This window comes from Rhizobium acaciae (genome assembly GCF_025941625.1).
GTDB classification, from domain to species: Bacteria; Pseudomonadota; Alphaproteobacteria; order Rhizobiales; family Rhizobiaceae; genus Rhizobium; species Rhizobium acaciae.
The window spans coordinates 85714-112463 of sequence record NZ_JAPCZO010000019.1 but is presented as its reverse complement, the minus strand read 5'-3'; the positions used below and the strand labels follow the sequence as shown (position 1 = coordinate 112463).

24 protein-coding genes are annotated in these 26750 nt (G+C 60.2%); 11 read left to right on the top strand and 13 right to left on the bottom strand.

The features are described 5' to 3' along the window. Position 1: 1 nt before the first annotated feature. The 3 genes from OLZ32_RS27270 to melA all read right to left on the bottom strand — a co-directional run bounded on the left by OLZ32_RS27270 (position 2) and on the right by melA (position 4805). The gene (locus OLZ32_RS27270; RefSeq protein WP_003548754.1) at positions 2 to 1009 is read right to left on the bottom strand and encodes an ABC transporter permease; all 1008 of its coding nucleotides are present in this window, start codon (positions 1007 to 1009) and stop codon (positions 2 to 4) included. Positions 1010 to 1127: 118 nt separating this feature from the next. Further along, the gene (locus OLZ32_RS27265) at positions 1128 to 3215 is read right to left on the bottom strand and encodes an ABC transporter substrate-binding protein (protein ID WP_264423703.1); all 2088 of its coding nucleotides are present in this window, start codon (positions 3213 to 3215) and stop codon (positions 1128 to 1130) included. 123 nt (positions 3216 to 3338) lie between these two features. Next, a complete protein-coding gene (gene melA, locus OLZ32_RS27260) occupies positions 3339 to 4805 on the bottom strand; it encodes an alpha-glucosidase/alpha-galactosidase (RefSeq protein WP_264423701.1) in 1467 nt (488 codons plus the stop codon). Positions 4806 to 4865: 60 nt separating this feature from the next. Here melA and OLZ32_RS27255 point away from each other — a divergent pair, with 60 nt between their 5' ends. Continuing rightward, positions 4866 to 5891, top strand: coding sequence for an AraC family transcriptional regulator (locus OLZ32_RS27255; RefSeq protein WP_264423699.1), 1026 nt, complete (start codon positions 4866 to 4868; stop codon positions 5889 to 5891). Between the two features lie 28 nt (positions 5892 to 5919). On the opposite strand, the gene OLZ32_RS27250 is transcribed toward OLZ32_RS27255, so the two are convergent. Beyond that, positions 5920 to 6981, bottom strand: a complete 1062-nt coding sequence (locus tag OLZ32_RS27250) for a class I SAM-dependent methyltransferase (protein ID WP_264423697.1) — start codon at positions 6979 to 6981, stop codon at positions 5920 to 5922. Positions 6982 to 7233: 252 nt separating this feature from the next. On the opposite strand from OLZ32_RS27250, the gene OLZ32_RS27245 reads away from it, so the two are divergent. The 5 genes from OLZ32_RS27245 to OLZ32_RS27220 all read left to right on the top strand — a co-directional run bounded on the left by OLZ32_RS27245 (position 7234) and on the right by OLZ32_RS27220 (position 12832). After that, positions 7234 to 7554, top strand: coding sequence for a helix-turn-helix domain-containing protein (locus OLZ32_RS27245; protein WP_011654989.1), 321 nt, complete (start codon positions 7234 to 7236; stop codon positions 7552 to 7554). A 3-nt stretch (positions 7555 to 7557) separates the two neighbouring features. Continuing rightward, on the top strand, positions 7558 to 7818 hold the full coding sequence (locus OLZ32_RS27240) for a hypothetical protein (RefSeq protein WP_264423781.1): 261 nt from the start codon (positions 7558 to 7560) through the stop codon (positions 7816 to 7818). A gap of 9 nt (positions 7819 to 7827) precedes the next feature. Next, positions 7828 to 8067 (top strand): hypothetical protein, encoded by a 240-nt coding sequence (locus OLZ32_RS27235; RefSeq protein WP_017957896.1) that lies wholly within the window; start codon positions 7828 to 7830, stop codon positions 8065 to 8067. Positions 8068 to 8345: 278 nt separating this feature from the next. Next, positions 8346 to 10907 carry a GcvT family protein gene (locus OLZ32_RS27225; RefSeq protein WP_264423695.1) on the top strand — a complete coding sequence of 854 codons (2562 nt, stop codon included), beginning with the start codon at positions 8346 to 8348 and terminating at the stop codon, positions 10905 to 10907. Between the two features lie 404 nt (positions 10908 to 11311). Further along, on the top strand, positions 11312 to 12832 hold the full coding sequence (locus tag OLZ32_RS27220) for a mechanosensitive ion channel family protein (RefSeq protein WP_264423693.1): 1521 nt from the start codon (positions 11312 to 11314) through the stop codon (positions 12830 to 12832). Between the two features lie 11 nt (positions 12833 to 12843). Here OLZ32_RS27220 and OLZ32_RS27215 read toward each other — a convergent pair whose 3' ends face one another. The 6 genes from OLZ32_RS27215 to OLZ32_RS27190 all read right to left on the bottom strand — a co-directional run bounded on the left by OLZ32_RS27215 (position 12844) and on the right by OLZ32_RS27190 (position 19004). Continuing rightward, positions 12844 to 13581 carry a phosphatase PAP2 family protein gene (locus OLZ32_RS27215; protein WP_264423778.1) on the bottom strand — a complete coding sequence of 246 codons (738 nt, stop codon included), beginning with the start codon at positions 13579 to 13581 and terminating at the stop codon, positions 12844 to 12846. Positions 13582 to 14339: 758 nt separating this feature from the next. Further along, positions 14340 to 15242 (bottom strand): formylglycine-generating enzyme family protein, encoded by a 903-nt coding sequence (locus OLZ32_RS27210; RefSeq protein ID WP_264423776.1) that lies wholly within the window; start codon positions 15240 to 15242, stop codon positions 14340 to 14342. A 165-nt stretch (positions 15243 to 15407) separates the two neighbouring features. Then, on the bottom strand, positions 15408 to 15932 hold the full coding sequence (locus OLZ32_RS27205; protein WP_264423691.1) for a hypothetical protein: 525 nt from the start codon (positions 15930 to 15932) through the stop codon (positions 15408 to 15410). 70 nt (positions 15933 to 16002) lie between these two features. Next, positions 16003 to 17640, bottom strand: coding sequence for an arylsulfatase (locus tag OLZ32_RS27200; protein ID WP_264423689.1), 1638 nt, complete (start codon positions 17638 to 17640; stop codon positions 16003 to 16005). A gap of 256 nt (positions 17641 to 17896) precedes the next feature. Then, positions 17897 to 18268 (bottom strand): response regulator transcription factor, encoded by a 372-nt coding sequence (locus OLZ32_RS27195; protein ID WP_264423687.1) that lies wholly within the window; start codon positions 18266 to 18268, stop codon positions 17897 to 17899. Positions 18269 to 18761: 493 nt separating this feature from the next. Beyond that, positions 18762 to 19004 carry a hypothetical protein gene (locus OLZ32_RS27190; RefSeq protein ID WP_264423685.1) on the bottom strand — a complete coding sequence of 81 codons (243 nt, stop codon included), beginning with the start codon at positions 19002 to 19004 and terminating at the stop codon, positions 18762 to 18764. A gap of 11 nt (positions 19005 to 19015) precedes the next feature. Here OLZ32_RS27190 and OLZ32_RS27185 point away from each other — a divergent pair, with 11 nt between their 5' ends. Further along, positions 19016 to 19741: a Crp/Fnr family transcriptional regulator gene (locus OLZ32_RS27185; protein WP_264423682.1), complete on the top strand. Its 726-nt coding sequence runs from the start codon at positions 19016 to 19018 to the stop codon at positions 19739 to 19741. Between the two features lies 1 nt (position 19742). Here the strand turns inward: OLZ32_RS27185 and OLZ32_RS39455 are convergent, their stop codons facing one another. Next, the gene (locus OLZ32_RS39455; protein ID WP_406648968.1) at positions 19743 to 19982 is read right to left on the bottom strand and encodes a DUF6894 family protein; all 240 of its coding nucleotides are present in this window, start codon (positions 19980 to 19982) and stop codon (positions 19743 to 19745) included. A gap of 219 nt (positions 19983 to 20201) precedes the next feature. Here OLZ32_RS39455 and OLZ32_RS27175 point away from each other — a divergent pair, with 219 nt between their 5' ends. Together OLZ32_RS27175 and OLZ32_RS27170 are read left to right on the top strand one after the other, a co-directional pair. Beyond that, complete coding sequence (locus OLZ32_RS27175) at positions 20202 to 20450, top strand: hypothetical protein (protein WP_264423678.1); 249 nt, start codon at positions 20202 to 20204, stop codon at positions 20448 to 20450. 76 nt (positions 20451 to 20526) lie between these two features. Further along, the gene (locus tag OLZ32_RS27170) at positions 20527 to 20766 is read left to right on the top strand and encodes a hypothetical protein (RefSeq protein ID WP_264423676.1); all 240 of its coding nucleotides are present in this window, start codon (positions 20527 to 20529) and stop codon (positions 20764 to 20766) included. A 365-nt stretch (positions 20767 to 21131) separates the two neighbouring features. Here the strand turns inward: OLZ32_RS27170 and OLZ32_RS27165 are convergent, their stop codons facing one another. Further along, positions 21132 to 21746 carry a response regulator transcription factor gene (locus OLZ32_RS27165; RefSeq protein WP_264423674.1) on the bottom strand — a complete coding sequence of 205 codons (615 nt, stop codon included), beginning with the start codon at positions 21744 to 21746 and terminating at the stop codon, positions 21132 to 21134. Continuing rightward, positions 21743 to 23638, bottom strand: coding sequence for a sensor histidine kinase (locus OLZ32_RS27160; RefSeq protein WP_264423672.1), 1896 nt, complete (start codon positions 23636 to 23638; stop codon positions 21743 to 21745). Before OLZ32_RS27160 ends, OLZ32_RS27165 begins: the two co-directional genes overlap by 4 nt. Before the next feature lie 295 nt (positions 23639 to 23933). Here OLZ32_RS27160 and OLZ32_RS27155 point away from each other — a divergent pair, with 295 nt between their 5' ends. Together OLZ32_RS27155 and OLZ32_RS27150 are read left to right on the top strand one after the other, a co-directional pair. After that, the gene (locus OLZ32_RS27155) at positions 23934 to 25604 is read left to right on the top strand and encodes an arylsulfatase (protein WP_264423670.1); all 1671 of its coding nucleotides are present in this window, start codon (positions 23934 to 23936) and stop codon (positions 25602 to 25604) included. Between the two features lie 86 nt (positions 25605 to 25690). Beyond that, positions 25691 to 26701 (top strand): HAD family hydrolase, encoded by a 1011-nt coding sequence (locus OLZ32_RS27150; protein ID WP_264423668.1) that lies wholly within the window; start codon positions 25691 to 25693, stop codon positions 26699 to 26701. The last annotated feature ends 49 nt before the right edge of the window (positions 26702 to 26750 follow it).

Below are 26750 nucleotides of genomic sequence, written 5' to 3'. Positions count from 1 at the left end.
CTCAGGCTCCTCCATATTGGCGGACACGCGGGTCGAGCAAGGCGAGCAGCATGTCGGCGATGATGTTGCCGACGATGAGCGTCGCCGACAGCACCATCATGAAGGTGGCGGTGACATAGACGTCGCCGACCGCCATCGAGCCGACGATGGCCGGTCCGACGGTCGGCAGCGCAAAGATGATGGCAGTCTCGATCTCGCCGGTCAGCATGTAAGGCAGGACGACGCCCTGGTACATTACCAGCGGGTGCAGCGCATTCGGCACCGCATGGCGCATCACCACCGCTCCACCGGAAAGGCCCTTGGCCTTGGCCGTCTCGACATACTGGGCGTTCAGCGTATCGAGCAGATTGCCGCGCATCACCCGCATGTTGTAGGCGAGCCCGCCGAAGGTGGCGATCGCGACGACCGGCCAGATATGGTGGACGAGATCGACGAATTTCGCCCACGACCATGGCGCGCCGCCATATTGCGGCGAGAAAAAGCTGCCGATCTCGGAAACATTGAGCTGGAAGACCAGGAGATAGACGATGATCAGCGCCATCAGGAAGCGCGGCACCGTCATGCCGAGGAAGGAAATCCCCGAAAGCAGGCTGTCGATCCAGCTGTACTGGCGGGTCGCCGCCCAGATGCCGAAGCCGATGCCGAGCACCGAGGCAAAGAGATGGCAGACGAGCGCCAGAAGCAAGGTCCTCGGCAGGCGTTCGCCGACGACGTCGGCGACCGGTTTATTGTAGAACATGCTGTATCCGAAATCGCCGCGCGTCACGATGCCGCCGATCCAGTTGACGTATTGGACGACCAGCGGCTTATCGAGCCCGTGTTCGACGCGGTAAGCCTGCGCCTGTGCTTCGGCCTGCGCATAGGACGCGCCGCCCTGGTTGATCAGCTGGGAGCGGATGTAATCGGCGTAGTCGCCGGGCGGGGCCTGGATGATCGCGAAAGTCACCACGCTCAGAATGAAGAGAATGGGGATCGCAGAGGCTATGCGCACGAGCAGGAATCGTAGCATCGGACGGTTCGCTTCTCCTTGCCGCCAGTCGCTCCTTGTCAGCGCGGCCGGCTTGTTGGTTTTGCCCGGCCGCGCGCTGCACGCGCGGCCGGAAGCTCACTTCAGCTGGGAGGGAGCTCTAGTTTATCGGACCCTTTTCGCCGGGCTTGCCGGGCAGCTGTTCGGGGAACAGCTCGTATTTGCCCTGCTTGTCGGCGGCCACCCACAGGCGTTCGCGGATCACCGAATCTTCAGCCCAGTTGAACATCATGATCGGCGTACCCTGGGGCACGTTGGAGAACCGCTTGTTGACGATCAGGGCGCCCGGATATTCCGTCAGGCCGACGGTGTTGACGTGCTCCGTCGAGATCTTCTGATACTGCTTCATCAGATCGACGCGCTCGTCGTTGTTCTGGCTCGTCCTGAACTTGTTGACGACGTCGATGAGCTCCTTCTCGAAGGGCATCAGATCGAGTTGGTCATCCTTGCCGGCGCGATGGTGCCAACTGGTGCGCGGACCGACAGGGGCAAGCTGTTCGGTATTCTGCACCACCGACGACAGTTCCGTCGTGTTGCGCTGGATCAGCCAGTCGAAGCGGCCGGCATAATGGGCATCGTCACGCTTGGCGCCGTCGAGCGCATTGATGACGATCTTCAGCCCGAGCTTCTCCATCTGGCCGACGACACCTTCGGCAAGGCTCTTGTCGGTCGTATACTGATTGTTGATCAGCATGACGATTTCGACATCCTTGCCGCCGAGTGTGCCGGCCGGGAAGTTCACGACGCCGTTGCCGTCGGTGTCCTTGAGACCGGCTTTGGCGAGTTCCGCCTTGGCGCCCTCAAGATCAAAGGGGTAGTAGACGGTGGAGTTGCGGTCGTAGAAGCTGGTGCCGGAGGAGAGCCCACCCGGATAGATCGCGGTGAACGGCCCCTTGACTAGCGAGTCGCCGATCGCCTTGCGGTCGAGCGCCATGGTGACGGCCTTGCGGAAATCCTCGTTGCGGTTCAGCTCGCGGATCGCCTCACCGCGTTCGTCCGGGCTGCCCCAGCCGTTGGCGGAGAAGTTCATGCGGAGATTGTAGCCGATGAGACGCGGGCCGAAGGCGAGGCGGGCGGGCGCCGTCTCTTCCGCGGCACGCTTCAGCGAGGCGACGAAGTTTTCCGGCTGCTCGAGGTTGGAGAAGTCGGCGGATCCCGCCACGGCCTGAACGTCGCGGTCGGCCCAGGTCGAGAGCTTGTAGTGCAGCTCGTTCAGATAGGGGAGCTGATCGCCCTTCTCGTCGACCTTCCAGTAATAGGGGTTGCGGCGCATGACGATGATGTCGTCGGAACGATATTCCACCGGCACCCAGGCGCCCATGACCGGCATGTTCATGAACTCGGGCGGGAAAGCGTTCTTGAACTGGTCGTAGGTGTTCTTCGAATATTTCGGATGCTTCGGCTTCAGGATATGCGACGGACCCGGGCAGAAGTTCGGGTAGGACATCGTATAGAGATATTGCTTCGGGAAGGCCTCCTTGAAGGTCCATTCGACGGTGTAATCGTCGACCTTCTTCAGCGTCGTTCCCACGCCAAAGGCTTCCGGCGAGGCCCCGCCGCCGAGCGGCGAGACGTTCGGATCGATGACTTCGTCTTCCCAGTAGAACATGATGTCGTCGGCGTTGAACGGCGCGCCGTCGGACCATTTGGCGCCTTCGACCAGGTGCATGGTCAGCTTATGGCCGTCTTGCGACCAATCCCAGCTCTTGGCAAGGTTCGGCAGCGGCTCGGTATCGGAGGCCTGCACCTGGAAAAGCGGCGCGGTGCGCGTCAGGCATTCGGAAAGGCCGATATCGATGCCGCCCCAGCCCTGCGTCTGGCCGGCGCCGTAGTTCCAGCCTTCCGGCCGTCCGCCGATGACGTGCCGCATCGTATCACCGTAGACGCCGATGCCGTCGGGCATATTGCCGGTCTTGAAGACCAGCGGCTCCTTCGGCAGGCGATCCTTGACCGGCGGCAGCTTGCCGGTGGCGACGAAATTCTTCGTGACCCAGTCGGGCTCGTGATACTCGGGCAGCGCCTTGAACTCCAGGATGGAGTCACGCGCCACATAGTTGATCTTGCCTTCGGCGGGGAAGTCCGCCGGCGCCGGTGGGATGGTTGGCTCGGAGGCATATGCATTCAGCGCCGCGGCTGAGACGCTGAGCGCCAGTCCGGCCAGAATGCCTGCGTTACGGAAATTCATCATCGTTTCTCCCTCTTGTTCCGGAGCGCGGTCAGGCGGCTCCTTTTTCCTCGAACGACATGAAAGCGGGCCTGACGTCATGGATTTCCCTCCCGGAAACCCATGACGACCCATCCTTCAAGAACATCAGACGGCCTGTTTCAGCGCCGCCTTTTCCGCGCGCAGCTCCTCGATCGAGCGAACGTTGCGGCGTGCGGCCCCCGCCCAGTCGCGGGTCTGCACCTTCGATTTCGACAGCCGCTCCTTGGCGGCCGGCACGGCATGCGCATATTGCGGCAGCCAGCTCGCCTGGGCAACGACCATCTCGTCGACCATCTGCCAGACCTCTTCTGGCGTCGAGACGGCGCCGACCAGCGGGTCGTGCAGCACGGCAAGCTTCAAGAGGTCGATGTCGCCCGATATCGCCGCATGCACCGACATGCGCTGGACGTTGATCGAGGCAATGCAGGTCGCCGCGCAAGCTTCCGGCAGGGTGACGCCGGAGACCATGTTGATGCCGAAGCGGTCGACGAAGCCCGGCGATTCGATGATCGCATCGGACGGCAGGTTGGTGATGACGCCATTGTTCTTGACGTTGAAATGGCCGCGATAGACCCGGTTCGTCTCCAGCGCCTCCAGGATATGGCTTGCATGTTCATTCGAGCGCTTGGCGGGATCGATCGGTTTTGCGGCGGATTCCAGGAATTGCGGATATTCCGTCTCGAACCAGTTGCGCGTTTCGGTGGAATGGCGGAGATAGCCGCCGGTCTCGCCATGGATCCAGTCGGACATGTCGATCCAGCGGGTGATTTCATCCGGCCGCTTGCGATACCAGGGCAGATATTCCGAGAGATGGCCGTTGCTTTCGGTGGAATAGACGCCGAAACGCTTCAGCACGTCGATGCGCAATTTCTCCTGCTGCGAATAGACGGGGTGCGCCTCGAAGGCGGCGATCAACTCGTCCTTGCCGATCCTGCGGCCGTTGAGGCGCAGGTCGATGAACCAGGTCTGGTGGTTGATGCCGGAGCAGATATAGTCGAGCTCGCTCAGCGATTTCGCGCCGAGCACCTCGGCGATCTGTTCGGCGCCATGCTGGACACCGTGGCAGAGACCGACGGTATCGACCTTGCCATATTCGATCGCCGCCCAGGTGTTCATCGCCATCGGGTTGGCATAGTTCAGGAATTTCGCGCCGGGCTCGGCGACCTCGCGGATATCCTTGCAGAAGTCGAGGATGACCGGGATGTTGCGCTGGCCATAGAGAATGCCGCCGGCGCAGATGGTATCGCCGACGCACTGGTCGATGCCGTATTTCAGCGGAATTCTGATATCATCGGCATAGGCTTCGAGCCCACCGACCCGGACGCAGCTGATGATGTAGCGCGCGCCTTCCAGCGCCTGGCGCCGGTTGGTCGTCGCCGTCACCTTCGTCGGCAGCCCGTTCGCCGTAACGACGCGGTCGAGGATCGCCTTGATCATTTCGAGATTATGTTCGCTCAGATCCGTCAGCGCGAATTCGACGTCGCGAAACTCCGGAACGCACAATATATCGGTGAACAGCTTCTTGGTGAAACCGACGCTGCCCGCACCGATGATAGCGATTTTGAAACTCATGCTCTTCACCTCGACCCAATCGAATGCTAAGGAAAAGAAGGCCATGGAGGATCAGGCCGCATGCTGACGCATGTGGCTGAAAACGCCGTAAAATCTGCCTTTTTCCTCCCGGCCGCTCTGTCGACCGTGGTCTCTTCCTCTTGTCGGCGGGAATTATGCCCGAAATCGGCAGGGCGACCAGAGAAGGATTATGCTTTCAGGGGTAATTTTGTGCTGCAGGATTTGATCGCCAACGGACAGTCGATGAGGACGGTTTCGCTGCCCCGCGGCCGCCAGCGATTGCACGCCATGCCGACCAGCGCCGGCTACGAAGTGCGCGAGAACGAGAGCTATGACTGGGACGGCCGCCGGCGCGGCCAGACGCCCTTCACCGTCTTGCAGCACACGATCAGCGGTAGCGGCCAGTTGCGCTACCAGCACCGCAACTATCGCCTTCAGGGCGGCGACACGCTGCTCGTCCTGGTGCCGCACAATCATCGCTACTGGCTGGAGAAAGGCGACCGCTGGGAATATTTCTGGATCTCGATGAATGGCGAGGAAACGCTGCGTATCCATCAGATGGTGCTGTCGACCGCCGGCCCGGTGCTGAAGCTGCAGCCCTCGACCATCGATCATCTCGCCGATTGCAGCCTGCGCCTGGTCAAGGGCGCAACGTCGCCGGGTGCCGCCTCGGCGATTGCCTATGAAGCGGCGATGGCGCTTTACGACGACGTCTTCGGCTCGCCGGCCTTTGCCGCCGAGCTCAGCCTCATGCAGCCGGTGATCGACCATATCAACGCCAATCTCGAAAAGCCGCTGCCGGTCAGCGAGCTTGCCGGCATCGTCGGCCTCAGCCGCGCGCATTTCTCGCGCAGCTTTGCCGAGAGCGAGGGCATGCCGCCGGCCGAATTCGTGCTGCAGCAGCGCCTGCAGCGCGCCGTCAAGCTGCTGACCAAGGCAGACTTCCTGCCGGTCAAGGAAGTCGCCATCATGTGCGGCTTCGAGGACCCCAACTATTTCTCCAAGGTCTTCCGCCGCGTCTACGGCACAAATCCCACCGAATTCCGCACAACGGGCATGTATGCCAGCATCGGAAAACTGAGATAGCGGCTCGTCCGGATCGCCGGGCCTTGGCTCAGGCCCGGACCTCGAACACCATGTTGAACGGCGTTTCCGTGGCGCGCCGGAAATGCGTGAATCCGGCGTCGAGCGCGACCTTTCGGAGTTTCATCTCTCCCGCCTGTGCGCCCAGCCCGAGCCCCACCTCCTGGGAGAGCGAAGCCGGCGTGCAGATCATCGTCGACGCGCCGTAATAGACGCGGCCGACCGGGTTGAGATTGTCCTTGAGATGATCATGGGCAAAGGGCTCGACGATCAGCCACGTCCCGTTCGGCCCAAGCGTGTCCTTGACATGCCGGCCGGCGCCGACCGGATCGCCCATGTCGTGAAGGCAGTCGAACATGGCGACCATGTCATAGCCGCGCCCCGGAAATTCCGCCGCCGAGCCCTGCTCGAAGGTCACACGGTCCGAGACACCCGCATCCTTGGCGGCGGCCTTTGCCCTTTCGATCGACGGGCCGTGATAGTCGAAGCCGGTGAAGCGGGAGGCGGGATAGGCCTGCGCCATCAGGATGGTCGATGCCCCATGACCGCAGCCGACATCGGCGACACTGGCGCCGGCCTTGAGCTTTTCTTCGACCCCGCCAAGGGCCGGAATCCATTCATTGACGAGATGGCTGTTGTAGCCCGGACGAAAGAACCGCTCGGTTCCCCTGAAGAGACAGGTGCTGTGCTCATGCCAGCCGAGGCCCTTGCCGGTGCGGAAGGCGTCGGCGACCTTGGGCTCGTCCATCCACATCGATTGGACGACCTCGAAGGCGCCGACGAAAAAGGCGGGGCTGTTTTCTTCGGCAAAGACCATCGCCTGCTCCGGCGTCAGGCTGAAACGATCGGTCTTCTCATCGTAAGCGACGTAGTCGGCCGCCGCCTGGGCGCTCAGCCATTCCCTGAGATAACGCTCCTTCACCCCCGTTTTTGCTGAAAGATCCTGGACGCTCATCGGCGTTCCGTCGGCCATCGCCTTGAAAATACCCACCTGGTCGCCTAGCACGACCAAGGCCCCTGACATGGCGGCGCCGACGTCCCCAACAAGACGACCGACAAGCGCATCGAGTTTTTGCATATCTGGCTCACGCATTGTTACCTCCCGGGTGCGTGATAAAGGTAATCTAAATTAGACTTTAATAATATTCAGTCAATCAACTTGGTCGTTCGATAGATGAGCGTCGAGTATTAAAGGTCGAAAGAATGGAATAGGCGGGGCCTATTCCAGCGCTCAGAACATGCTGTGCCGCCATGGCACCTGCTCTCATCGTCGCTTGTATCGAGGTTGCGTTTTTAATATAATCTAGCCGAGGCAGAATCACACTTTTGATGCAAGGTTATTGTTTTGTGTCTATCTTCCGCTCAATGCCGCGCTGCTCGTGCCCTTTTGGCATGGTCTCAGGACGATCTGTCATCTGCCTCGAAAGTCGCCAAGGCGACGATTGCTAATTTCGAGGCCGGCAAGCGCTCTCCCTACGAACGAACCCTTCAGGATATGAAGCACGCCCTGGAAGGCGCAGGTGTGATTTTCATCCCGGAAAATGGCGGGGGCGCGGGTGTTCGCCTGGCAAAACGCGCCGATGCCTCGATCGACACGAATGAGACCGAGACGGTTCAATATGAAGAATATCTCAAAAACGACGCACCGCCCGGTGCAGGTGGCTGAATGATGGTGAAAAAAGAAAAGCTCGAACACTCCGAACTGGCGGGAGAATTCACCGATGACGGGATCACCGTGCTCGTCGATATCTTCCGCACATCGGGCAGCAATGAAGACTGGACCATGGAAGTGGTCACGCAAGCGGAGGACCTGATCCGCTGGGACGAGCCATTTCCGACTGACCGGGATGCCTTCGACGAATTCCTGGCCATCGTCGCGCGCGACGGCATTCGATCGTTTCTCGAAGATGAAGAGCCATCCGTGCATTGAGGGTATCCCGTGAAAAGCATCAATGATCTCGTCGCATCGGCAAAAACCGTCTGCGATCGATACCGGGCCGGCCGGATGGAGCGCGAGACCGTGCGGGAATGGGTTCTGGGACTCGGCGCCTATCCGCCGCCGCATGGTGACCGCGTGCGGGAAGCCGCGGAATGGTTCCGGCTGCACAATCGTGAGCCTGTTTCCGAAGACATCGTGCTGGTGGACATCGACCGGCTTGCAGCGATTGCGGCGCCGTGAACCCGAGGCCCCGGCGCTGTTTTGCGGTTGCCTCGCCGCCTCGATCCGGACTGGCGCAATTACGCCGTTACTAGGCGGCGTAGGACCAATGACGATCACGCGCCTTATGCATAATAGCCCCATCGCAGCGTCCATGCGGAGCGGTCTGGGGGTTCTGCTGCTTCGGCAGACGTGACACACTTACGACGCTGACATGACTGCTGCATCTCACGCGCGAAGCGTACGTCAAGCGCGGTTAGGTCATATTAATTCGTGCGATAAATAGAAGGACAGCACGCGTGGCAGCATTTCCGGAAAAGACAAAGGTCGTCATCATCGGGCTCGGCGGTATCGTCGGCGCCTCCATCGCGCATCATCTCGTCGAGCGGGGATGGGACGATATCGTCGGCATCGATAAGTCGGGCATCCCGACCGATATCGGCTCGACGGCCCATGCCTCGGACTTCTGTTACACCACGAGCCACGACTATCTGTCGGTCTGGACGACGCAATATTCGATCGATTTCTACGAGAAGATGGGCCATTACGCCCGCATCGGCGGCCTCGAAGTGGCGCGCACCGGCGACGATGCCTGGATGGAGGAAATCAAGCGCAAGCTATCCTCGGCACGTGCTTTCGGCACGCGCGCTCATTATGTCAGCCCTGCCGAGATCAAGGAGAAGTTCCCGCTGATCGAGGAAGATCAGGTGATGGGCGGCCTTTACGATCCGGATGCCGGCCTCGTCATTCCGCGCTCGCAGACCGTTGCCGGCAAGCTGGTCGATGCCGCCGAAAAGGCTGGCAAGCTGCAAGTGTTCGGCAACACGCCGGCGAGGTCGCTGATCGTCGAAGGCGGTCGCATCAAGGGCGTCGTCACCCATCGCGGCACGATCATGGCCGACCACGTCATCGTCTGTGCCGGCCTCTGGGGGCGCCTGATCGCGGAGATGGTCGGCGAAGACCTGCCGGTCATGCCGGTCGACCACCCGCTCACCTTCTTCGGGCCGTATAACGAATTCGAAGGCACCGGCAAGGAAATCGGCTTCCCGCTGCTGCGCGACCAGGGCAACTCCGCCTATATGCGCGATACCGGCGACCCGGCGACGACGGAGGGTGGCCAGATCGAGTGGGGCTACTACGAAGCCACCAATCCGCGCATGTGCCATCCGCGCGATATTCTCGAAAAACACGAAGCGCGCCTTTCGCCCTCGCAACGCGATCTCGAAATGGAACAGATCATCGAGCCACTCGAGCGCGCCATGGAACTGACGCCGATCCTCGGCGAACTCGGCTATAACGAAGGTCACTCCTTCAACGGCCTGCTGCAGGTTTCCGCCGGCGGCGGCGCATCCTGCGGCGAGAGCCAGAAGGTGCGCGGTCTCTGGTATTGCGTTGCCATCTGGGTCAAGGACGGCCCGGGCTACGGCAAGCTGATCGCCGACTGGATGACCGATGGCCGTACCGAGATCGATCACAACAGCATCGACTACGCCCGCTTTTATCCGCATCAGTTGACGGAAGAGTTCATCGAGGGCCGCTGCTACGAAGCCGCCCAGAAGATCTATTTCCCGGCTGTTCACACCCGCGAACCCTATGCATCCGGCCGCAACGCCAAACGCTCGCCCTTCTACGAGCGCGAAAAGGAGCTCGGCGGCTACTTCATGGAACTTGGCGGCTGGGAGCGTGCGCACGGCTACGCCGCCAACGAGCACCTTCTGGAGAAATACGCCGACCGCGTCCCGGTCCGCGAGAATGAATGGGACAGCCGCCATTTCTGGCGCGTGTCGAATGCCGAACATCTGGCGATGAGCGATGACTGCGGCATCGTCAATCTCAGCCACTTCCACATGGTCGATATCGAGGGACCTGACCATGTCGAGCTGATGGAATGGCTGTGCGCCGCCAAGGTCGGCGGCGATGCCAACATCGGCAAGGGCATTTACACCCACTTCCTCGACGACGAAGGCATGGTCCGCGCTGACTTCACCGTCTTCCGCATGGCTGATCGATGCCGCCTCGTCAACGGCGCCGATGCCGGCCCGCGCGACCTGCACTATATGAAGCGCGTCGCCGAAGACCGCGGCCTCGACGTGACCATCACCGACGTCTCGGAAAAATTCGTGACGATCGGCATCTGGGGTCCGAACGCGCGCGACACGCTGAAGAAGGCCGTGGCCGATCCGGCGGGGCTCGATCAGGAAAACTTCGCCTTTGCGGCGATCAAGCCGATCGAAATCGCCGGCAAGCCCGTGACCGCCTTCCGCATCTCCTATGTCGGCGAGCAGGGCTGGGAACTGCACATGAAGTACGAAGACGGCCTCGCCGTCTGGGATGCGCTGCGCTCGACCGGTGTGATGGCCTTCGGCGTCGAGACCTATGCGAACTCGCGCCGCATGGAAAAGAGCCTGCGCCTGCAGAACGCCGACCTCCTGACCCAGTACAACCTGATCGAAGCCGATCTCGCCCGTCCGAAGGTCAAGGAAGCCGATTTCCGTGGCAAGGCAAAACATCTGGAATACAAGGCGCGCGAGCACCAGCCGGCCATGCTCTGCACCCTTGTTATGACCGAGAATACCGACAAATCGGGCGTGAAGCGTTATCCCGTCGGCAGCATGCCGGTTGTCGATCCCTCAACGGGAGAGGTTCTGGTCGACGAGCTTGGTCGTCGGTCCTACACGACCTCGGTCGCCTACGGCCCAACGGTCGGAAAGAACATCGCCTTGGCCTATCTGCCCTGGTCGCATTGCCAGGTCGGACGCAGGCTGAATGTCGAGTATTTTTCCGAGAGCTATCCGGTGGAGGTTGTCGGCGTCGGGTACAAGCCGATCTACGACCCAGAAAATCTGAAGCCGCGCAGCTGAGCCGCATCGGCCCCGAAAATCTGATTCGATTTTCAGTAGCCAAGAAACGCAGTTCAAACTGCTGCAGCGCCGCTCGTCTAAATCGACGCGCGGCGCAAGCGTTTCAGCACGGCCTCTCCTCGGCGATCAGCTTGAAAACCTGTGGCGCGGTTTTGGAACCGACCAACACTCCTTTAGCGACCGAAGGCGCTGCGATGAACGGCGCCACGACGGGCTCGCTGGTGATGCCGATCCGTGACCTCCCCGCCTCCATCGCTCTCGCATGCTGGCGCTATTTTGCGGTTGCCTCGCGATCGGATTGGAAGTCAGGATGCGCGACGTCATCATTGAAATTCAATAGCGAGGGATCTTGACCGACAACCGCTCACACTTTTCGGCACCGTGCTCTGGCGAGCGGACAGTCGATGCTTGATAATCCTACCTGGTCCGGAGTGCTCGCCGATCCTGTCGTCCAGGCCGGGACGCTGGCCGTGGTCGGCGCGGTGATCACCCGAATAGCGCTTCGGCCCTTCCCAAGCTGGAAGCTCGCCGGCCAGGTTTTCTTCTTCGCGGCGCTCACCGTCCTGCTGCTTTATCACGATATCGTGCCCTACCAGGTCGGGCCGACGACGGCTTCGAGCTTCGAACGCGTCTTCATCGCCCTTGCCAAGGTGGTCTGGTGGATCAATGCCGCCTGGGCGCTGATCGCCTTCGTGCGCGTCTTCCTGATTTTCGAGCGCCAACCGCGCGAAGGCCGCCTCGTTCAGGATCTGGTCATCGGCCTGATCTATCTCGGCGCGATCCTCTCGGTGGTCGCCTATGTCTTCAGCTTTCCCGTCGGCACGCTGATCGCCACGTCTGGCGTCCTTGCCATCATCCTCGGCCTGGCGATGCAGAGCACACTGAGCGACGTCTTTTCCGGCATCGCGCTCAATCTCGGCCGGCCCTACACGATCGGCGACTGGATCGTGCTGAATGACGGCGTCGAAGGCCGTGTCGTCGAAACCAACTGGCGCTCCACCCATCTGCTGAACGGCTCAAACGACCTCGTCGTCCTGCCCAACAGTTTTCTCGCCAAGGTCGGGCTGACCAATCTCAGCAGCCCTGACCGCAGTCACGGGGCAACGCTGACGGTCCGCGTCGTCCCGACGATCGGGCCGTCGGCGATCATCGACGTCATGCGCGCTGTGCTTTTGAGCAGCGACTCGATCCTGACCGAGCCGAAACCCGGCGTGCAGATCAAATCGCTGACCGCGGACGCAATCGAGGTGGAGCTCTCCTTCCGCGTCCGGGATATCGGCCAGGCAGGGCCGGCGAAAAACGAAATATTCGACCTGATCTACCGCCATGTCAAAGCGGCGGGTCTCACCTTGGCGCGGCCGCTCGACGCCGCCGGCCCACCGCCCGACCAGTTGCAGTCGGAGGATATGGCGAAGCCGCACCGGCCGACGCCGCTCAAGCTTCTCGACGCCATCCCGTTGTTTTCCTCCCTGACCGAGGACGAGAAGGAAACGCTCGCAGCCTCGATGACGCGGCGGACCTACAAGAAGGATTCCATCCTCATCGAGCAGGGCGATACGGTCGCGTCGCTGATGATCGTGCGCACTGGCGCGCTCGTCGCGACACGGCAGGAAGGCCACAAGCAAGTCGAACTCGGCCGGCTGGCGCCGGGCGATTATTTCGGCGAAAGCGGGTTGCTGATCGGCGTCGGCGAGGCCGCCAGCCTGCGGGCGCTGACCTTCGTCGTCGTCTACGAGATCGCCCAAGCAAGCCTGACGCCGCTACTGCACGACCGGCCCGGCATCGCCGAAGAGCTTGCCGCCACCCTCTTACACCGTATCGAGACCGGCCAGCATTCCTTCGCGGCCGTAGGCACCACGTTGCACGGCCGCTCGGTGAGCTCGCTGGTGACGCGTATCCGCCACCTGTTCCAGGTGCCGCAATAGGCTCCGCGCTGCTATCTGCTGTCGCCGTTTCCAGCCTCGACGGCCTCATCTGGCGCGCGGCTCGGGATGAACCGCTTCGAGATCAACCAGCAGCCGAGCGCCCAGAGCGCGCCGGCACACCATCCGGCGAAGACGTCGGTGGGGTAATGGACGCCGAGATAGATCCGGCTCAAGCCGATGATGACGGCAAGGAAGACGCCGGCGGCCATGACGAAGATCCGCGTCGACGGATAACGCTGCGTTCGCGCCACGAGCGCGCCAAGCGTCAGATAGGTCACCGCCGAGACCATGGCATGTCCGCTTGGAAAGCTGAGATCGCTCACTTCGACCAGATGCGGCACGATATCGGGACGCGGCCGGGCGACGAGGACCTTCAGCAGCGCACTCGCCAGCCAGCCGGTCAGCACCGAGGAAAAGACGAAGATCGCGATCGGCCAGCGCCGGTCGAACAGAAGATAGGTGGTGATCAGAGCCGTCAGCAGGGAGAGAACGGTGATGCCGCCGAGGGCGGTGATATCGTCGACGGCATGCGTCAGCCACCAGGGGCCGATCGGCACGGCAAGATCGTCCGCGCGTCTCAACGCCAGCAGGATCACCTCGTCGAAGCGAAAGCTCTCGCCTTCCAGGACTTCACTGGTCAGCCGCTGGAGCACGAACAATCCGCCGGCGATCGACGCGAGCGTAATCAGCGTCAGCGGTTCATAGGCGGTAAGCCTTGTCAGAAAACCTCGTCGTTGAACCTCGGTCATGCCTGCCGTCGAACTCCCTTTAGTCATGTCGGTCCTCGCCAAATCGGCAATTTAGCCTCAAGATTCAAGACCCAGGCGCATTCAAGAACGCTCCTAAAAGGAGTTTTTACGCTCGGCGAGGCTGCCTCCATTGGTTCATCGGCACCACCCGCGAGAGTCGGAAACAGATTGATCTAGTCGCGCCCTCGCAAAGGACTGCCGCAGCCGGGTCGGAAAAACGCGTTGCCACCGCCCCAGGGGGATGGCGTCCGATCATTACGTCGGCGATGCTGTATCCTGGTCGATGACACTGATGAAGCTCGTCAAATACCTGGCCGTCAGATGTGCAATCCGCATGATATTCTTGGCGAAACCGTGGGCGGTGAAGATCGGCAAGCAAGATCGGCAATTTTCTTATTTCAAGCATCCTAACTTCCTAAATATAATCATGTTTTCGAGATTAAAAGATCGGCAATGTCTCCGTCGGTCGGCACCAGCCGCCACCCTCTCTCGGTATGTCAAAGCGTTCATGGATCACTTTTCCAAGCGCTAACGCGCTGCCGCCGCGCACCATCAAGCGGCGATCGACCCCGACCGTCGTAGAAGAAGTCTACCGCTCTGATCGCTTACGATTCCAATGCCTTGTCGATTGCCGCAGTGAGCACGGCTCCGGAAAATTGCTCCCGCGGAAACGCGACGCGTTCCAGCCTTTCAGCCTCCGCCTTCACGTGAGAGCCTGGATGCGCTACGTGGACATCATCCGGCGGAATGTTTCTGATTCATCCACGGGCAATACATCGGAAGCCCAGATGGCAAGTTGCAGTGTCGACGGGTTGCGCCATGCGGGCCGCCGGCCGGTAACGACGGCAATAATTCGGCGCGCAAAGATGTGAACCGCCTTTCATGACCTTGCGTGGAATGCTGATCTGCGGTTGGCGCGGATCATAGCTGTTGGATCGTTCAGCGCCGACGGGATTCGAGATTGTGCAGCACGGGCTGTCGATCATGCCATGCTCTTGATACCAGTCGGTCGTCCACTCCCAGACATTGCCGGCCATATCGAACAGACCATAGCCGTTGGCCGGAAAACTCCCCACGGGAGATGTCCCCTCGAAACCGTCTTCCCGACTGTTCCGGACGGGAAACTCGCCCTGCCAGGTGTTGGCCATATGCCGACCCCCGTGCATCATTTCCTCTCCCCAGACATAGTCCGCCGCCTCAAGCCCGCCGCGTGCGGCAAACTCCCATTCTGCTTCGGTCGGCAGTTCCTTGCCGGCCCAGGCCGCATAGGCTTGCGCGTCCTCGAAGGCGACATGGACGACCGGGTGCTCCAATAACCCCTTGATCGTGCTATCCGGTCCCCGCGGATGCCGCCAGCTTGCTCCACGCACATATTTCCACCACTTGTAGTAGTTCGTCAGATCAACGGGCGACTTCGGCTTGATGAAAACGACCGATGATGGTGCCAACATCTCCGCGACGGCGCCGGGATAATCCGCCGGGTTGGCCGGCCGCTCCGCCGAGGTCACATAGCCGGTCGCCTCGACAAAGGCGGAAAACTCCCGGTTCGTCACCGGACATGCCATCCAGAAACCGTCGACAAGAACCCTGTGTACCGGGGCTTCCTCCGCATAGTGGCGATCCGAGCCCATCAAGAAATCACCGCCGGGGATCCATAGCATGTGACCGCTCGGGGGCGCTTTCACGGTTCGTCTTTCCAACACGGCTTCGCCCCGCTTTCGAACCTCACTGATCATTCATTCGCGAGACCTTCACCCGATCGCCCTGGCTGGTGGCTGTGATCAAGATCTGGAAGAGAACTCGTCTTCACCGTCCTTCGTCCGCGCTCACCGCAGCTCGCGATGTTGAAAGAACAGACTCCAAAGCCTCCCTTTGCCGAGCGCCACTCCGAGTTCCCTCGAAGCCAGATAATGGATTAATATCAGTAGCATGATCGCACTCATGGCCAGGAGTTCGGGTAGCCGAGTGGCTATATCCGCGATCACAACCGAGAGCGTCCGGCCATGGAGGAATCCAACGACGCACTCTTCGGCAAGCGACATAACGAGGATCAGCGAAAGATAGAGTGCCGCCTTGTAGGCCACGACGCCGACGAGTCTCGAACTGTCTGACCGCTCTCCCAGCCGGATCGTATGACCGAGCAGAATGAACTTTCCGAGAATGAGGGCCTTGAGCGCGGGTATCCCGAACACAAGAAATTCCACACCCTGACCACCGAGCACTGCCATTTCGTAGAGAAGGATGGCCGCGAAACAGACAGAGAGATAGGCGCAGAGGAAGACGTACTCCTTTATCTCCTGCTTGGCCCGCTGGAGAATACTGATTGCCTGCCCGCTCTCATTCACAATCATCGGTCTTTTCCGATCTTAGTCCACATGGCGCCGAAAAATTAGCGCCATCCTTGCCTTCATCAAAGCGGGATCACTGTCCGCCACCCCGCTGGAGTTTCTCAAGGACATGATCCATCGAGAAGCTCCCCGGCGCCTGGCGGGGCGGGTATTTTACATATGTTTGAAGATGTTTGGCCACGTATGCCTGGGCCGGAACCAGCGCGAAGGCATGTTCGACGCGCCATCTTGCATAGTCACCCGCCGCATGCTGGGCAATTTCGAACGGGTCGGCGCGCAGGTCGATTAATTTCGGAAATCTCAGTGTGATCAGAGGATCCTGCCACACGTCCAACCCTTCTGCTCGTTGTTCCATAAACACCAGCTTCCAGCGGTCGTAGCGCAATCCCGCCAGGCTTCCGTCATCAGTCCAGTAAAAGTACTCCTTGCGCGCCCCAGGCCCTGTGCCGTCAAACAGGTTGCGCTGATTGTAGCCATCAAGATGCACGTTGAATGTCTTGCCGGCCGCTTCATAGCCGCTCAGAAGCTTGGCTGCGATGTCAGGCTCGCCGGCTGCGGCAACCAAGGTCGGCAACCAGTCCTCGTGGGAAACAATCTCGTTGATCTCGGTTCCCGGTTTGACAACGCCCGGCCAGCGCACCATCCCAGGCACGCGGTAGCCCCCCTCCCAATTGGTATTCTTCTCGCCATGGAACGGCGTTGTGCCGCCATCAGGCCAGGAAAACACCTCCGCGCCGTTATCGGTCGTCCAGACAACGATGGTGTTTTCGGCGATACCAAGATCATCCAGCTGGTCGAGCAGCTGGCCAACCATACCGTCGAATTCAGCCATGCCGTCGGCAACGATCCCCAAGCCGGTTTTGCCTTTCGACTCCGCTTTGAGGTGCGTATAGATATGCATCCGGGTCGAATTGAACCAGCAAAAGAACGGCTTTTCGGCTTTTGCGCTGCGGTCGATGAAGTCCTTGGCGGCGCCTAGGAATTCCTCGTCGACGGTTTCCATGCGTTTTCTGGTGAGCGGTCCCGTATCCTCGATCGTCTGCTTGCCCACTCTTCCGAAACGGGGATCCTCGGTCGGATCGTCTGTCTCGCTTGCTTTGCATTTCAGCACGCCACGCGGTCCGAATTTTGCGAGAAACTGTGGATCCTTCGGGTAATCGGGGTTCTCCGGTTCTTCCTCGGCATTGAGGTGATAGAGGTTGCCGAAGAATTCATCGAAGCCATGGACGGTTGGCAGAAATTCGTTGCGATCGCCGAGATGGTTTTTGCCGAACTGGCCGGTGACGTACCCTTGTGGCTTGAGCAGTTCGGCGATTGTCGGATCCTTCTCGGACAGACCCTCCTTGGCTCCGGGGAGCCCGACTTTGAGCAACCCCGTGCGAAAACAGCTTTGGCCTGTGATGAAAGCCGCTCGCCCCGCCGTGCAGGATTGCTGAGCGTAGAGATCGGTGAACATCGCGCCTTCGTCGGCGATACGGTCGATATTTGGCGTCTGATATCCCATCTGCCCGCGATTGTAGGCGCTGGTGTTCCACCAGCCGATGTCATCGCCGAAGATCACAAGGATGTTCGGCTTCTTTGCTCCTGCCTGGGCAAGCGCCGGAATGCCGGCGATCGGACAGAATGCCGTTAAAGCGATTGCCGAACCGCCGGCCAGCAGGATTTGGCGACGGGTCGCGTTGTAACCTTGCCGATTGCTCTTGCTGTTCATCGTGGCGCTCCCATACACGTTGTCGGCTGTTTCGCTGCTTCTGAGAATTTAGCGCAAATACGCACCCGCGCTATTGCACTTAAGGGAGGGTCGGGGCCCAGACTTTCCTGGACTATCCCCGATGCTGGCAGGAGCAAGGTTCATCTCGAGGCACTCAACATCAAACGAGAGAGAGGAATTAAAGCAGGTCGGCGCAAAAAGCTGTCGGCACTCCCAAGGCGGCCGCCAGCTCACGGGTGGCTGTCATCATGAATGCTCACAGATCCAACGCCTTATTGATGGCCGCAATCAGCGCGGCTCCGGAAAATTGCTTCTGCAGATAAGCAACGCATCCCACCTTTTCCGCCTCCGCCTTCACGGAGCCGGCTTCCAGTGCCGTGATGATAATCACCGGTAGGGTTGTCCCCTCGGCCTTCAGCCTGCGTTGCAGATCAATGCCGGACATGCCACCGAGGTCGATATCAAGGACAAGGCAATCTATCGGCTTTTTCCGATCGCGAGCGAGAAAGTCCTCCGCGGATGCATATTCCTCGGCAAGAAAACCGTAGGCGTTGAGTAGCCGCCCGAGGCTGCGCCGCAGGCTTGCGTCATCATCGACGACAGCGACCGTGCGGCGAAGGTTCTCCACCTCATGCCCCCTCCTCTTTCGAACACATGAGAGATTAACGGTTCTGGTCAAATTTAGGCCAGTTGGAGGCCAATTGATATTGTCCTAAGGGGAAGGAGCCCGATCACCCCGCCGGCAGCGTGCGATGGGCTGTCGACGCCCTGCGGCATGTGCTGAAGATCAAATCGATTGCTTCCGCCTTTGCGCGCCGTCCACCAAAAGAAGCCCCGCCGAAACGGGGCAAATTGGGAACGGACGGTTCGCACAGGAAGGAAGGGTTGGCCGTGTCGGGCACTTGTTTCATTCGAACAGGAGCACATCTCGATGGAATAAGCGCGGTCAGGAACAAAAATGGCCTGTGAGCCTGATATGGCTATCGTCTGTTTCCGCGGAGTCACGGTCTATCTAGCCGACCGAATGGCGGCCGTCCTGACCGCCGAAGCGCATTGCCGCCGACTTGGCTGGCGAGATTGATTGCGACTTCTGTCAATAATTCCACAAAAGGCAGATATTTCTAGTGTGAATCGCTCATCCTTTCGCAATGAGCGCGCATGCCGAGGCAAAAGGTGCTAAGGTCTTTGATCGGTATCGAAAGATCGCTGCCGATTTTTTCGCCGCTGATCGTCAACAATTTCAGCGGCTTATGTGCGGTTTTGTCATAAACGCACAGTTCCTCGGGACCTATGGTCAAACCAACGGCCGTCCCGTAGTTTTTCACCAACTCACAGGCGTTTGGTTTGACATCCAAGCTCCCCATGCGGAGCCTCTATGACCCACATTGACCAATCGACTGTCGAAAATACCCTGCTGAAAATGTTGAGCGCGGACCGCTTCGCACGCCTATCGGAGGGGATGGAGCGGGTCGACCTGCCGTTACGGTACGCTCTCGTCGATAACGACTTGCCGACCACGCATGTCTGCTTCCTGGAAAGGGGCCTGGCATCCATGGTTGTCAGCAGCATCGACGAGGAGGTGGTGGAAATTGGCCATATCGGGCGCGAGGGCGCATCCGGCATGCACGTCGTCCTGGCAGTAGAGACCACCCCCACGCGCACATTCATGCAAGTCGCAGGGTCGGGAATTATGGTGCCGATGGAGACGTTTCAGCGCGCCCTCGCCGATGATCCCGAGATGAAGGATTTCTTCCTTCGCTATGTTCACACGACCGTGCTGCAACTCGCCCATTCGGCGCTCGCCAACGCCCGCTACAATATGCATGAACGGCTGGCTCGGTGGATCCTGATGTGTCACGACCGCCTTGAAGGCGACAACCTGGCCATTACCCATGAATTTCTGGCTTTAATGCTCGGTGTGCGGCGTTCGGGCGTCACCAATGAACTACACGTCCTTGAGGGCGTCCACGCCATCCGATCGACCCGCGGAAACGTGCGAATAATGGACAGGGAAAAATTGATCGAAATCGCCGGTGGCTGCTATGGAGTGCCGGAGCGCGAATATGAAAAGTTGCTGGGTCTTCCGCTCCGCGCCAGGTAGATCAGCCTACTCGCTTCACCGCTTCCGAAAAAGGCAACACGAGCAGGATATCGCCTGTTTCGTTTCTGATCTCGACGCTTCTTGACGAAATGTCATATCCAAGCAGAACGGCACTGCTCATCAATGCACGAGCATCACGCACCGCTTCAATGCGAGCGGCATCCAGATCAGCAAGCTCGGTTCCTTCCCAGTCGTCGAGCGATCCTGCCTCAGACAGAATGTTGAAGTAGAAGCGTGGCATTCGAAATCCTTCAAAGCCCGGCAGGACAAGTCGCTTATTTTGCCGTTCCACGGCGTTCAGATCAACCGCATTGGACATGCATTCGTCGTCGGTGCCGATCTGATCGCGGCAACCGTGCGGAAGCGCACTGATGGTTGGCACCGAGAAGTCAGTGGACTAAGTTTTTAACGCGAGCTTCAACTCAAGACTAACCCGGAGGGGCGCGCGTAGGAGGATGATATGATGGAGTTCAATCCTTCACTCCAGATGGAAGACGTGAATGTGCTTACGGACGCTGTTCGTACCTGGTACCGGCATCATCACGCCACGCCAACGGAACAGTCAACACAGCTGCTTTGCAGCGCGGTGGTCGACCTCTATAATCAAGGACACAGGACGCGCGAGGAACTGATCACGCTGCTGATCATGAAGTTTGATAGCCCTGACTCGCTGAAGGTCAATGCGCCGTCGTCAACGTCTCATCACTAGCGATATCGGTCTTCTCTCCTGGAGTCGCTCCAGAGGGTGAAAAGGCGCTCTTATCGGACATTGGAGAGCATCGAAAATGCTTCAATCACTCATTACATTGCCCGATCAAGACATCGAACTCGTCGTCACTGCGGTTCGGCAGTGGTGTACAAAGAACCACTGTGAGATCGATAGCAACGAAGGCCGCCGCGCTCTCACCCTTGCCATCGATCTCGTTCAGAACTCCGCTCGAGACACGCTCCTCCAGAGCCTGACAGAACGTCTGGGGCTGCCCCCGCCCTTGCAGATTGACGCGGAAAGGCCCGCCGCTGGGTGACGAGCAATGAATGCGGCGAGTGCCTCCATGAGATCAAAGGGGCACTTGAGGAGTTTGACCACGGAACTCCGTAGCGCATTGAGCCATGCCTTGGGCGGCTGCCAAAGCCAGCCCTATTGGGACCTGAGATAATTGCCATTACATCGGCAGCACCCGCGGTTCCCGGCCTCTCGGCAAAGCGTCGTCTAATCGACATGGATGTCGCACCGCCAAGTCGCGAACATGCGTGAGGAGGCGATGCCTTTGAGCGGGTCGGCGATTTCGGCCCCCGCTGCTAGCCGCATGCCCAACTTCCCGCATCGAGATGGAAGTTCAGGGCGGGCCACCCCTCTCCTGCTGTCGCCGCGGCTGAAGCGTCATGGTCTTTAGCGGCCGAGATCGAAGCCGATATTTGCGGCGATCGACACCGCCTCGGCCAGCGAGCGTACGCCAAGCTTTTCCATGACCTGATGGCGATGCACCTTCACCGTCCGCTCCGAGACGCCGAGCGCATAAGCGATCTGCTTGTTGAGGCAGCCGCGAATGAGGAACCGGAACACTTCGGCCTCACGCGGACTGAGGCCCGCCACCAGCGCACGCAGGGCTTGAAGGCGGTCGTGTTCTGCCCGCTGTCTTTCATATTGGATGAGAGCGCGATCGATCGCTTCCATCAATGCCGCCGTGGTCGAACTCTTCTCCAGAAAATCCTTGGCGCCCGCCTTCATCGCCTCGACGCTTGACTTGATGTCTCCTTCCCCGGAGAGGAACACGACCGGTAACAGCGGCGCCAGCTCGCGCAGCCGGCATTGGATCTGCAGGCCGGACTGGCCGGGCATCTGGAGGTCGAGAAGAACACAGCCCGGCTCGCAAGCGGGAAGGCGGGCGAGAAACTGGTCTCCGGATTCATAGGCTTCGACCCTGAGGCCGTGCGCGGAAAGCAGCCTTGCGGTCGCCATCCGGTAGGACTTGTCGTCATCGACGATATGGACAATCGGTTTCATCTCGATCGCTCCTCCCTGTGGGAGAGCGGCAGGGCCACGCGAAAGACCGCGCCTCCTTCGGGGCGGTTGCCGGCACAGATGGTGCCGCCATAGGTTTCGAGAATGGCGCGGGCTATGGAAAGCCCAAGCCCAGTACCCGCCTGCTTGGTGGTATAGAACGGGTCGAAGATGCGGATCAGCCTCTCTTCGGGAATGCCGTCTCCGGTGTCGGAGACCCGCAGCTCCGCCTTCTCGTTTGCCAGTCCCGTCGCGAAGCTAAGCGTTCTCCCAGCCGGGACGGCGCTCAGCATGGCGTCCATCCCGTTGGTCGCCAGGTTGAGAATAACCTGCTGCACATGAACCTTGTCCGCACGCACCGGGAGCTCTCCCGGCGGTTGGGTTGAGGTCAGCGTAATTCCGCGCCGTTCCGCCTCGCCGTGAATGATGCGGATTGCGCTCGACGTGACATCGTTCAGATCGAACTCCTGCCAATCGATCTCGTTTCTCTTCTTGAGCAATCCTCTCATCCGGCTGATGATGTCGCCCGCGCGCTGATCGTCTTCCTGGATGTCGAGGAGAATCTGCTGGATCAGTTCGTGATCCGGGTTCGCACTTCGCAGCAGTACCGAGGCTGCCTCGGCATTGTTTCGAATGGCCGAGAGGGGCTGGTTCAGTTCGTGAGCGATGGACGAGGATAACGCACCGGCTGTCGCGGACTGGTTGAGATGAACGGCTTCCAGCAAATGAAGTTGCGCGCTGCGCTCGGCATCGCGGCGGCGCCTCCGCTCGAGCAGCAGCACCGCGATGATGCTGGCTTGCGCCAGCAGGAGGCCGCTCACCGCCATCAATATGACCCAGTGTTCCTCCCAGAGGCTTTTATCCCTGTGCATCTGGACCGTGTCCGGCGGCAGGTCCTTTTCGGCGAGCCCCCAGCGTTGAAGTTGCCGGGCATCGGCGATATAGGTCTGGGGCGCTTCGAGATCGGAGACCGGCTTACCGGCGATCAAAGCGACGACGAGATCGCCGACGGTCCGGCCCAGCGCATCGAATGTGACGGTATTGCCGCCGACGACGCCATGGTCGATGTAGGTCTGGTAGGGTCCGTAGACAGGCGCGCTGGCGGTCGCCGCGATCTGGCTGATCGCGTCGCGCGGAATGAAGTTTCGCCCTGTTCGATCCTTGAAGACCGTCAATGCCAGAATGACGCTGTCGGACGGCACGCGGGCCGCGCGTTCGATGAACTCGTCGATCGTCAGATCTTCCAGAAAGGTCGTCGTATCGTAGGATTTGGAGAACTGTTTTAAATCCGCGCGGGCAGTCGCTAGCCAGCTCCGATCGAAGTCGGACGAGCCTCCGACGATGTAGAGGTGGCGGGCAGCTGGCTGCAGGCCGCGGGCCATCTCGGCCGTCTTGAGAATGTTGAATGTCGAGAAGGCTCCTACCACGTCATCCGGCAAAGCGATCTTCTCGGCGGTGGCGGTGCCGAAACCGGCGGCGACGATTTTTGCGCCGGGAGCGATCGTGCCGCGGTTCTCGACGATGAAGCTGGCCGATTCCCTGCCGACGGCCACGACCACGTCGGGGCGACGCGCTGCGTATTTCTCGCCCAGATATCGAGCCATGCGCGCGACATGATCGCCTTCCGGAAACCGCGAAAGATCCAGGAACTCGGAAAACAGATCGATCTTGCCGTTGGTCGCTTCCAGCAGACGGCCCCGCAAGGCCTCTCCGGCAGCGGTCGTCGCCGCGATCCTCTCATCATAGGGATAAAGAACGAGGACCCGGGGAACCCGGTCGATGATGGCAATCGAGGTGTCGGAGGCTGCTGCCTGACGACTGGACACACCCAGGGCGACCACCGCCAACAAAAAGGCAGCGCGGAATAATCGACCTGACCATTCGCCCAAGCCCATCTGCTTTCCCCCAAAGCCGGGCGACAATAACAGCTTCCTGATGCGGCGTCATCTGGGCATCACTACTTTCGATTGCCACCGCAGAGATTCCCTAAAGTACAATATCGGGGCAAGAAAGCATTCGCTAATGTTCAGCGCGCCGGGGCAAAGATGCGCCCGGCCTCGCAACCCTGCCGGAGGCAGCTCCGGCGGGATCGTCATTTTCAAAGCGGTCCAATTGAACGACGCATGCGATCGGGGCGCTTTGCCGCGAGCGGCTTCGTCATTCAACAGAACGGCAACGGAGGGATTTGAAATGAACAGCAGAATCCTTATCCGCTGCATCGGAGCATTGGCTTCATCCACCATTCTCTGGTGCGCGGCCTCGCCCATGCAAGCGCAGGACACCCAACGAAAACCCAACATCCTGTTCATCGTTTCGGATGATACCGGCTACGGCGATCTCGGGCCCTATGGCGGCGGTGAAGGCCGCGGGATGCCGACCCCGAGCATCGACAAGCTGGCCGACGAAGGCATGACCTTCTTTTCCTTTTACGCCCAGCCGAGCTGCACGCCCGGCCGCGCCGCCATGCAGACGGGACGCATTCCCAACCGCAGCGGCATGACGACGGTCGCCTTTCAAGGCCAGGGCGGCGGATTACCCGCGGCCGAATGGACCCTCGCCTCCGTTCTCAAACGCGGTGGCTACCACACTTATTTCACCGGCAAATGGCACCTCGGGGAGGCGGACTACGCGCTTCCGATCGCCCAGGGCTACGACGAAATGAAGCATGTCGGCCTCTATCATCTCAATGCCTACACCTATGCCGACCCGACCTGGTTTCCTGATATGGATGCGGAAACCCGCGCGCTGTTCCAGAAGGTGACGACCGGCTCGCTGTCCGGCAAGGCCGGCGGCGAGGTGAAGGAAGACTTCAAGATCAACGGGCAATATGTCGATACGCCCGTGATCGACGGCAAGGAAGGCGTTGTCGGCATTCCGTTCTTCGACGGCTACGTGGAGAAAGCGGCGCTGGGCTTTCTTGATGAAGCGGCAAAGACCCCGGATCAGCCTTTCTTCATCAACGTCAATTTCATGAAAGTTCACCAGCCGAACATGCCGGCCCCGGAGTTCCAGGGTAAATCGATCTCGAAGAGCAAGTATGCCGACTCCGTCGTGGAGCTCGACACTCGCATCGGCAGGATCATGGACAAACTGCGTGAGACCGGCATGGACAGAAACACGCTGGTTTTCTACACGACCGACAACGGCGCGTGGCAGGACGTCTATCCGGACGCCGGCTACACACCGTTTCGCGGCACGAAAGGCACCGTGCGCGAAGGCGGTAACCGTGTTCCCGCGATCGCTGTCTGGCCCGGCAAGATCAAGCAGGACGTGAAAAATCACGACATCGTCGGCGGCCTCGATCTGATGGCGACATTCGCCGCGGCCGGCGGCGTGCCGCTGCCCACCAAGGACCGCGAAGACAAACCGATCGTCTTCGATAGTTACGACATGACCCCGATTCTCCTGGGGACGGGACAATCGGCCCGCAAGAACTGGTTCTACTTCACCGAGAACGAACTGACGCCGGGTGCTGCCCGGGTCGGGAATTACAAGGCCGTGTTCAATCTGCGCGGCGACAATGGGCAGGCCACGGGCGGTCTGGCTGTCGATACGAATCTCGGCTGGAAGGGTGCTCAGTCCTACGTCGCCATCGTGCCGCAGGTGTTCGATCTGCTGCAGGATCCGCAAGAACGCTACGACGTCTTCATGAACAACTACACCGAACATACCTGGACATTGGTCTCCATCTCCGCGGCGATCAAGGATCTCATGAAAACCTACGTCGAGTACCCCCCGCGCAAGCTGCAGAGCATGGGATACGACGGCCCGATCGAACTCTCCAAGTATCAGATGTTGGAGTCGGTTCGTGAGCAGCTCGGCAAGGAGGGAGTCAATATAACCGCTCCGACCGGAAACTAAGTCCTTGGCAGCCCCGGTGTGATTCGGGGCTGCCTTATATCTCCGAGTTCAAGATCGCTGCAAGTTGGTCGATGGGAGGCTTCGTCATGATTTCGGCACGCAATTTCCTGTATTTTTGCCGCGGCGCCGCGCTCGCCGCCGCGCTATGCCTTTTGACCGCGGCCTCGGCAGTCGCTCAAACGGACGCACTGCCTTCGTGGAATGACACGGCATCGAAGCAAGCGATTGTCTCCTTCGTCGAGAAGGTGACAAAAGCGGGTTCAGCCGATTTCGTCCCGGAACCGGAGCGAATCGCCGTGTTCGACAATGACGGAACCCTTTGGGTCGAACATCCGATGTATACGCAGCTTGCTTTCGCCCTGGACCGGGTGAAGGCGCTCGCTCCGCAGCATCCGGAATGGAAGGAAACCCAGCCGTTCAAGGCCGTTCTCGAAGGCGACATGAAGGCGCTCGCCGCATCCGGCGAAAAGGGCCTCGTCGAGCTCATCATGGCCACGCATGCGGGCATGACCACCAGCGATTTTCAGAAGGTCGTCACCGATTGGTTCGCTTCGGCGCGCGACCCTAAATTCAAGCGGCCATACACTGAACTCGTCTACCAGCCGATGATCGAGCTTCTCGCCTATCTCCGCGACAACGGCTTCAAGACCTTCATCGTTTCGGGCGGCGGCATCGAGCTGATGCGGCCCTGGGCGGAAGAGGTATACGGCATCCCGCCCGAGCAGGTTATCGGCTCGTCGATCAAGACCGAGTTCAGGATGCAGGACGACACGCCGACCCTTTTCCGGCTTCCCGAAGTCAATTTCATCGACGACAAGGCCGGCAAACCCGTCGGGATCAACCAGCATATCGGCCGCCGGCCGATTGCCGCCTTCGGCAATTCCGACGGAGACCTCCAAATGCTGCAATGGACGACCATGGCCGGTGGGCCCGCCAGGCTCGGCGTGCTGATCCATCATACCGATGCGGAGCGCGAATACGCCTACGACCGCGATACCGAATTCGGCCGTCTCGACAAGGCGCTGGATGCCGCCTCCATCGCCGGCTGGACCGTCGTCGACATGAAGGCCGACTGGAAGCAGGTGTTCAAGCACTAGGGGACCGAGCGCCCGAGCCTCGCACCATGGCGCCGTGACCCCTTTAAAA

Excerpts from the sequence above, each read along its gene's own strand:
- OLZ32_RS27270 (WP_003548754.1), bottom strand. The coding sequence starts at position 1,009 with ATGCTACGATTCCTGCTCGTGCGCATAGCCTCTGCGATCCCCATTCTC.
- OLZ32_RS27265 (WP_264423703.1), bottom strand. The coding sequence starts at position 3,215 with ATGATGAATTTCCGTAACGCAGGCATTCTGGCCGGACTGGCGCTCAGC.
- melA (WP_264423701.1), bottom strand. The coding sequence starts at position 4,805 with ATGAGTTTCAAAATCGCTATCATCGGTGCGGGCAGCGTCGGTTTCACC.
- OLZ32_RS27255 (WP_264423699.1), top strand. The coding sequence starts at position 4,866 with ATGCTGACGCATGTGGCTGAAAACGCCGTAAAATCTGCCTTTTTCCTC.
- OLZ32_RS27250 (WP_264423697.1), bottom strand. The coding sequence starts at position 6,981 with ATGCGTGAGCCAGATATGCAAAAACTCGATGCGCTTGTCGGTCGTCTT.
- OLZ32_RS27240 (WP_264423781.1), top strand. The coding sequence starts at position 7,558 with ATGGTGAAAAAAGAAAAGCTCGAACACTCCGAACTGGCGGGAGAATTC.
- OLZ32_RS27220 (WP_264423693.1), top strand. The coding sequence starts at position 11,312 with ATGCTTGATAATCCTACCTGGTCCGGAGTGCTCGCCGATCCTGTCGTC.
- OLZ32_RS27215 (WP_264423778.1), bottom strand. The coding sequence starts at position 13,581 with ATGACCGAGGTTCAACGACGAGGTTTTCTGACAAGGCTTACCGCCTAT.
- OLZ32_RS27210 (WP_264423776.1), bottom strand. The coding sequence starts at position 15,242 with ATGCTATGGATCCCCGGCGGTGATTTCTTGATGGGCTCGGATCGCCAC.
- OLZ32_RS27205 (WP_264423691.1), bottom strand. The coding sequence starts at position 15,932 with ATGATTGTGAATGAGAGCGGGCAGGCAATCAGTATTCTCCAGCGGGCC.
- OLZ32_RS27200 (WP_264423689.1), bottom strand. The coding sequence starts at position 17,640 with ATGAACAGCAAGAGCAATCGGCAAGGTTACAACGCGACCCGTCGCCAA.
- OLZ32_RS27190 (WP_264423685.1), bottom strand. The coding sequence starts at position 19,004 with ATGGGGAGCTTGGATGTCAAACCAAACGCCTGTGAGTTGGTGAAAAAC.
- OLZ32_RS27185 (WP_264423682.1), top strand. The coding sequence starts at position 19,016 with ATGACCCACATTGACCAATCGACTGTCGAAAATACCCTGCTGAAAATG.
- OLZ32_RS39455 (WP_406648968.1), bottom strand. The coding sequence starts at position 19,982 with ATGCCACGCTTCTACTTCAACATTCTGTCTGAGGCAGGATCGCTCGAC.
- OLZ32_RS27175 (WP_264423678.1), top strand. The coding sequence starts at position 20,202 with ATGATGGAGTTCAATCCTTCACTCCAGATGGAAGACGTGAATGTGCTT.
- OLZ32_RS27170 (WP_264423676.1), top strand. The coding sequence starts at position 20,527 with ATGCTTCAATCACTCATTACATTGCCCGATCAAGACATCGAACTCGTC.
- OLZ32_RS27165 (WP_264423674.1), bottom strand. The coding sequence starts at position 21,746 with ATGAAACCGATTGTCCATATCGTCGATGACGACAAGTCCTACCGGATG.
- OLZ32_RS27160 (WP_264423672.1), bottom strand. The coding sequence starts at position 23,638 with ATGGGCTTGGGCGAATGGTCAGGTCGATTATTCCGCGCTGCCTTTTTG.
- OLZ32_RS27155 (WP_264423670.1), top strand. The coding sequence starts at position 23,934 with ATGAACAGCAGAATCCTTATCCGCTGCATCGGAGCATTGGCTTCATCC.
- OLZ32_RS27150 (WP_264423668.1), top strand. The coding sequence starts at position 25,691 with ATGATTTCGGCACGCAATTTCCTGTATTTTTGCCGCGGCGCCGCGCTC.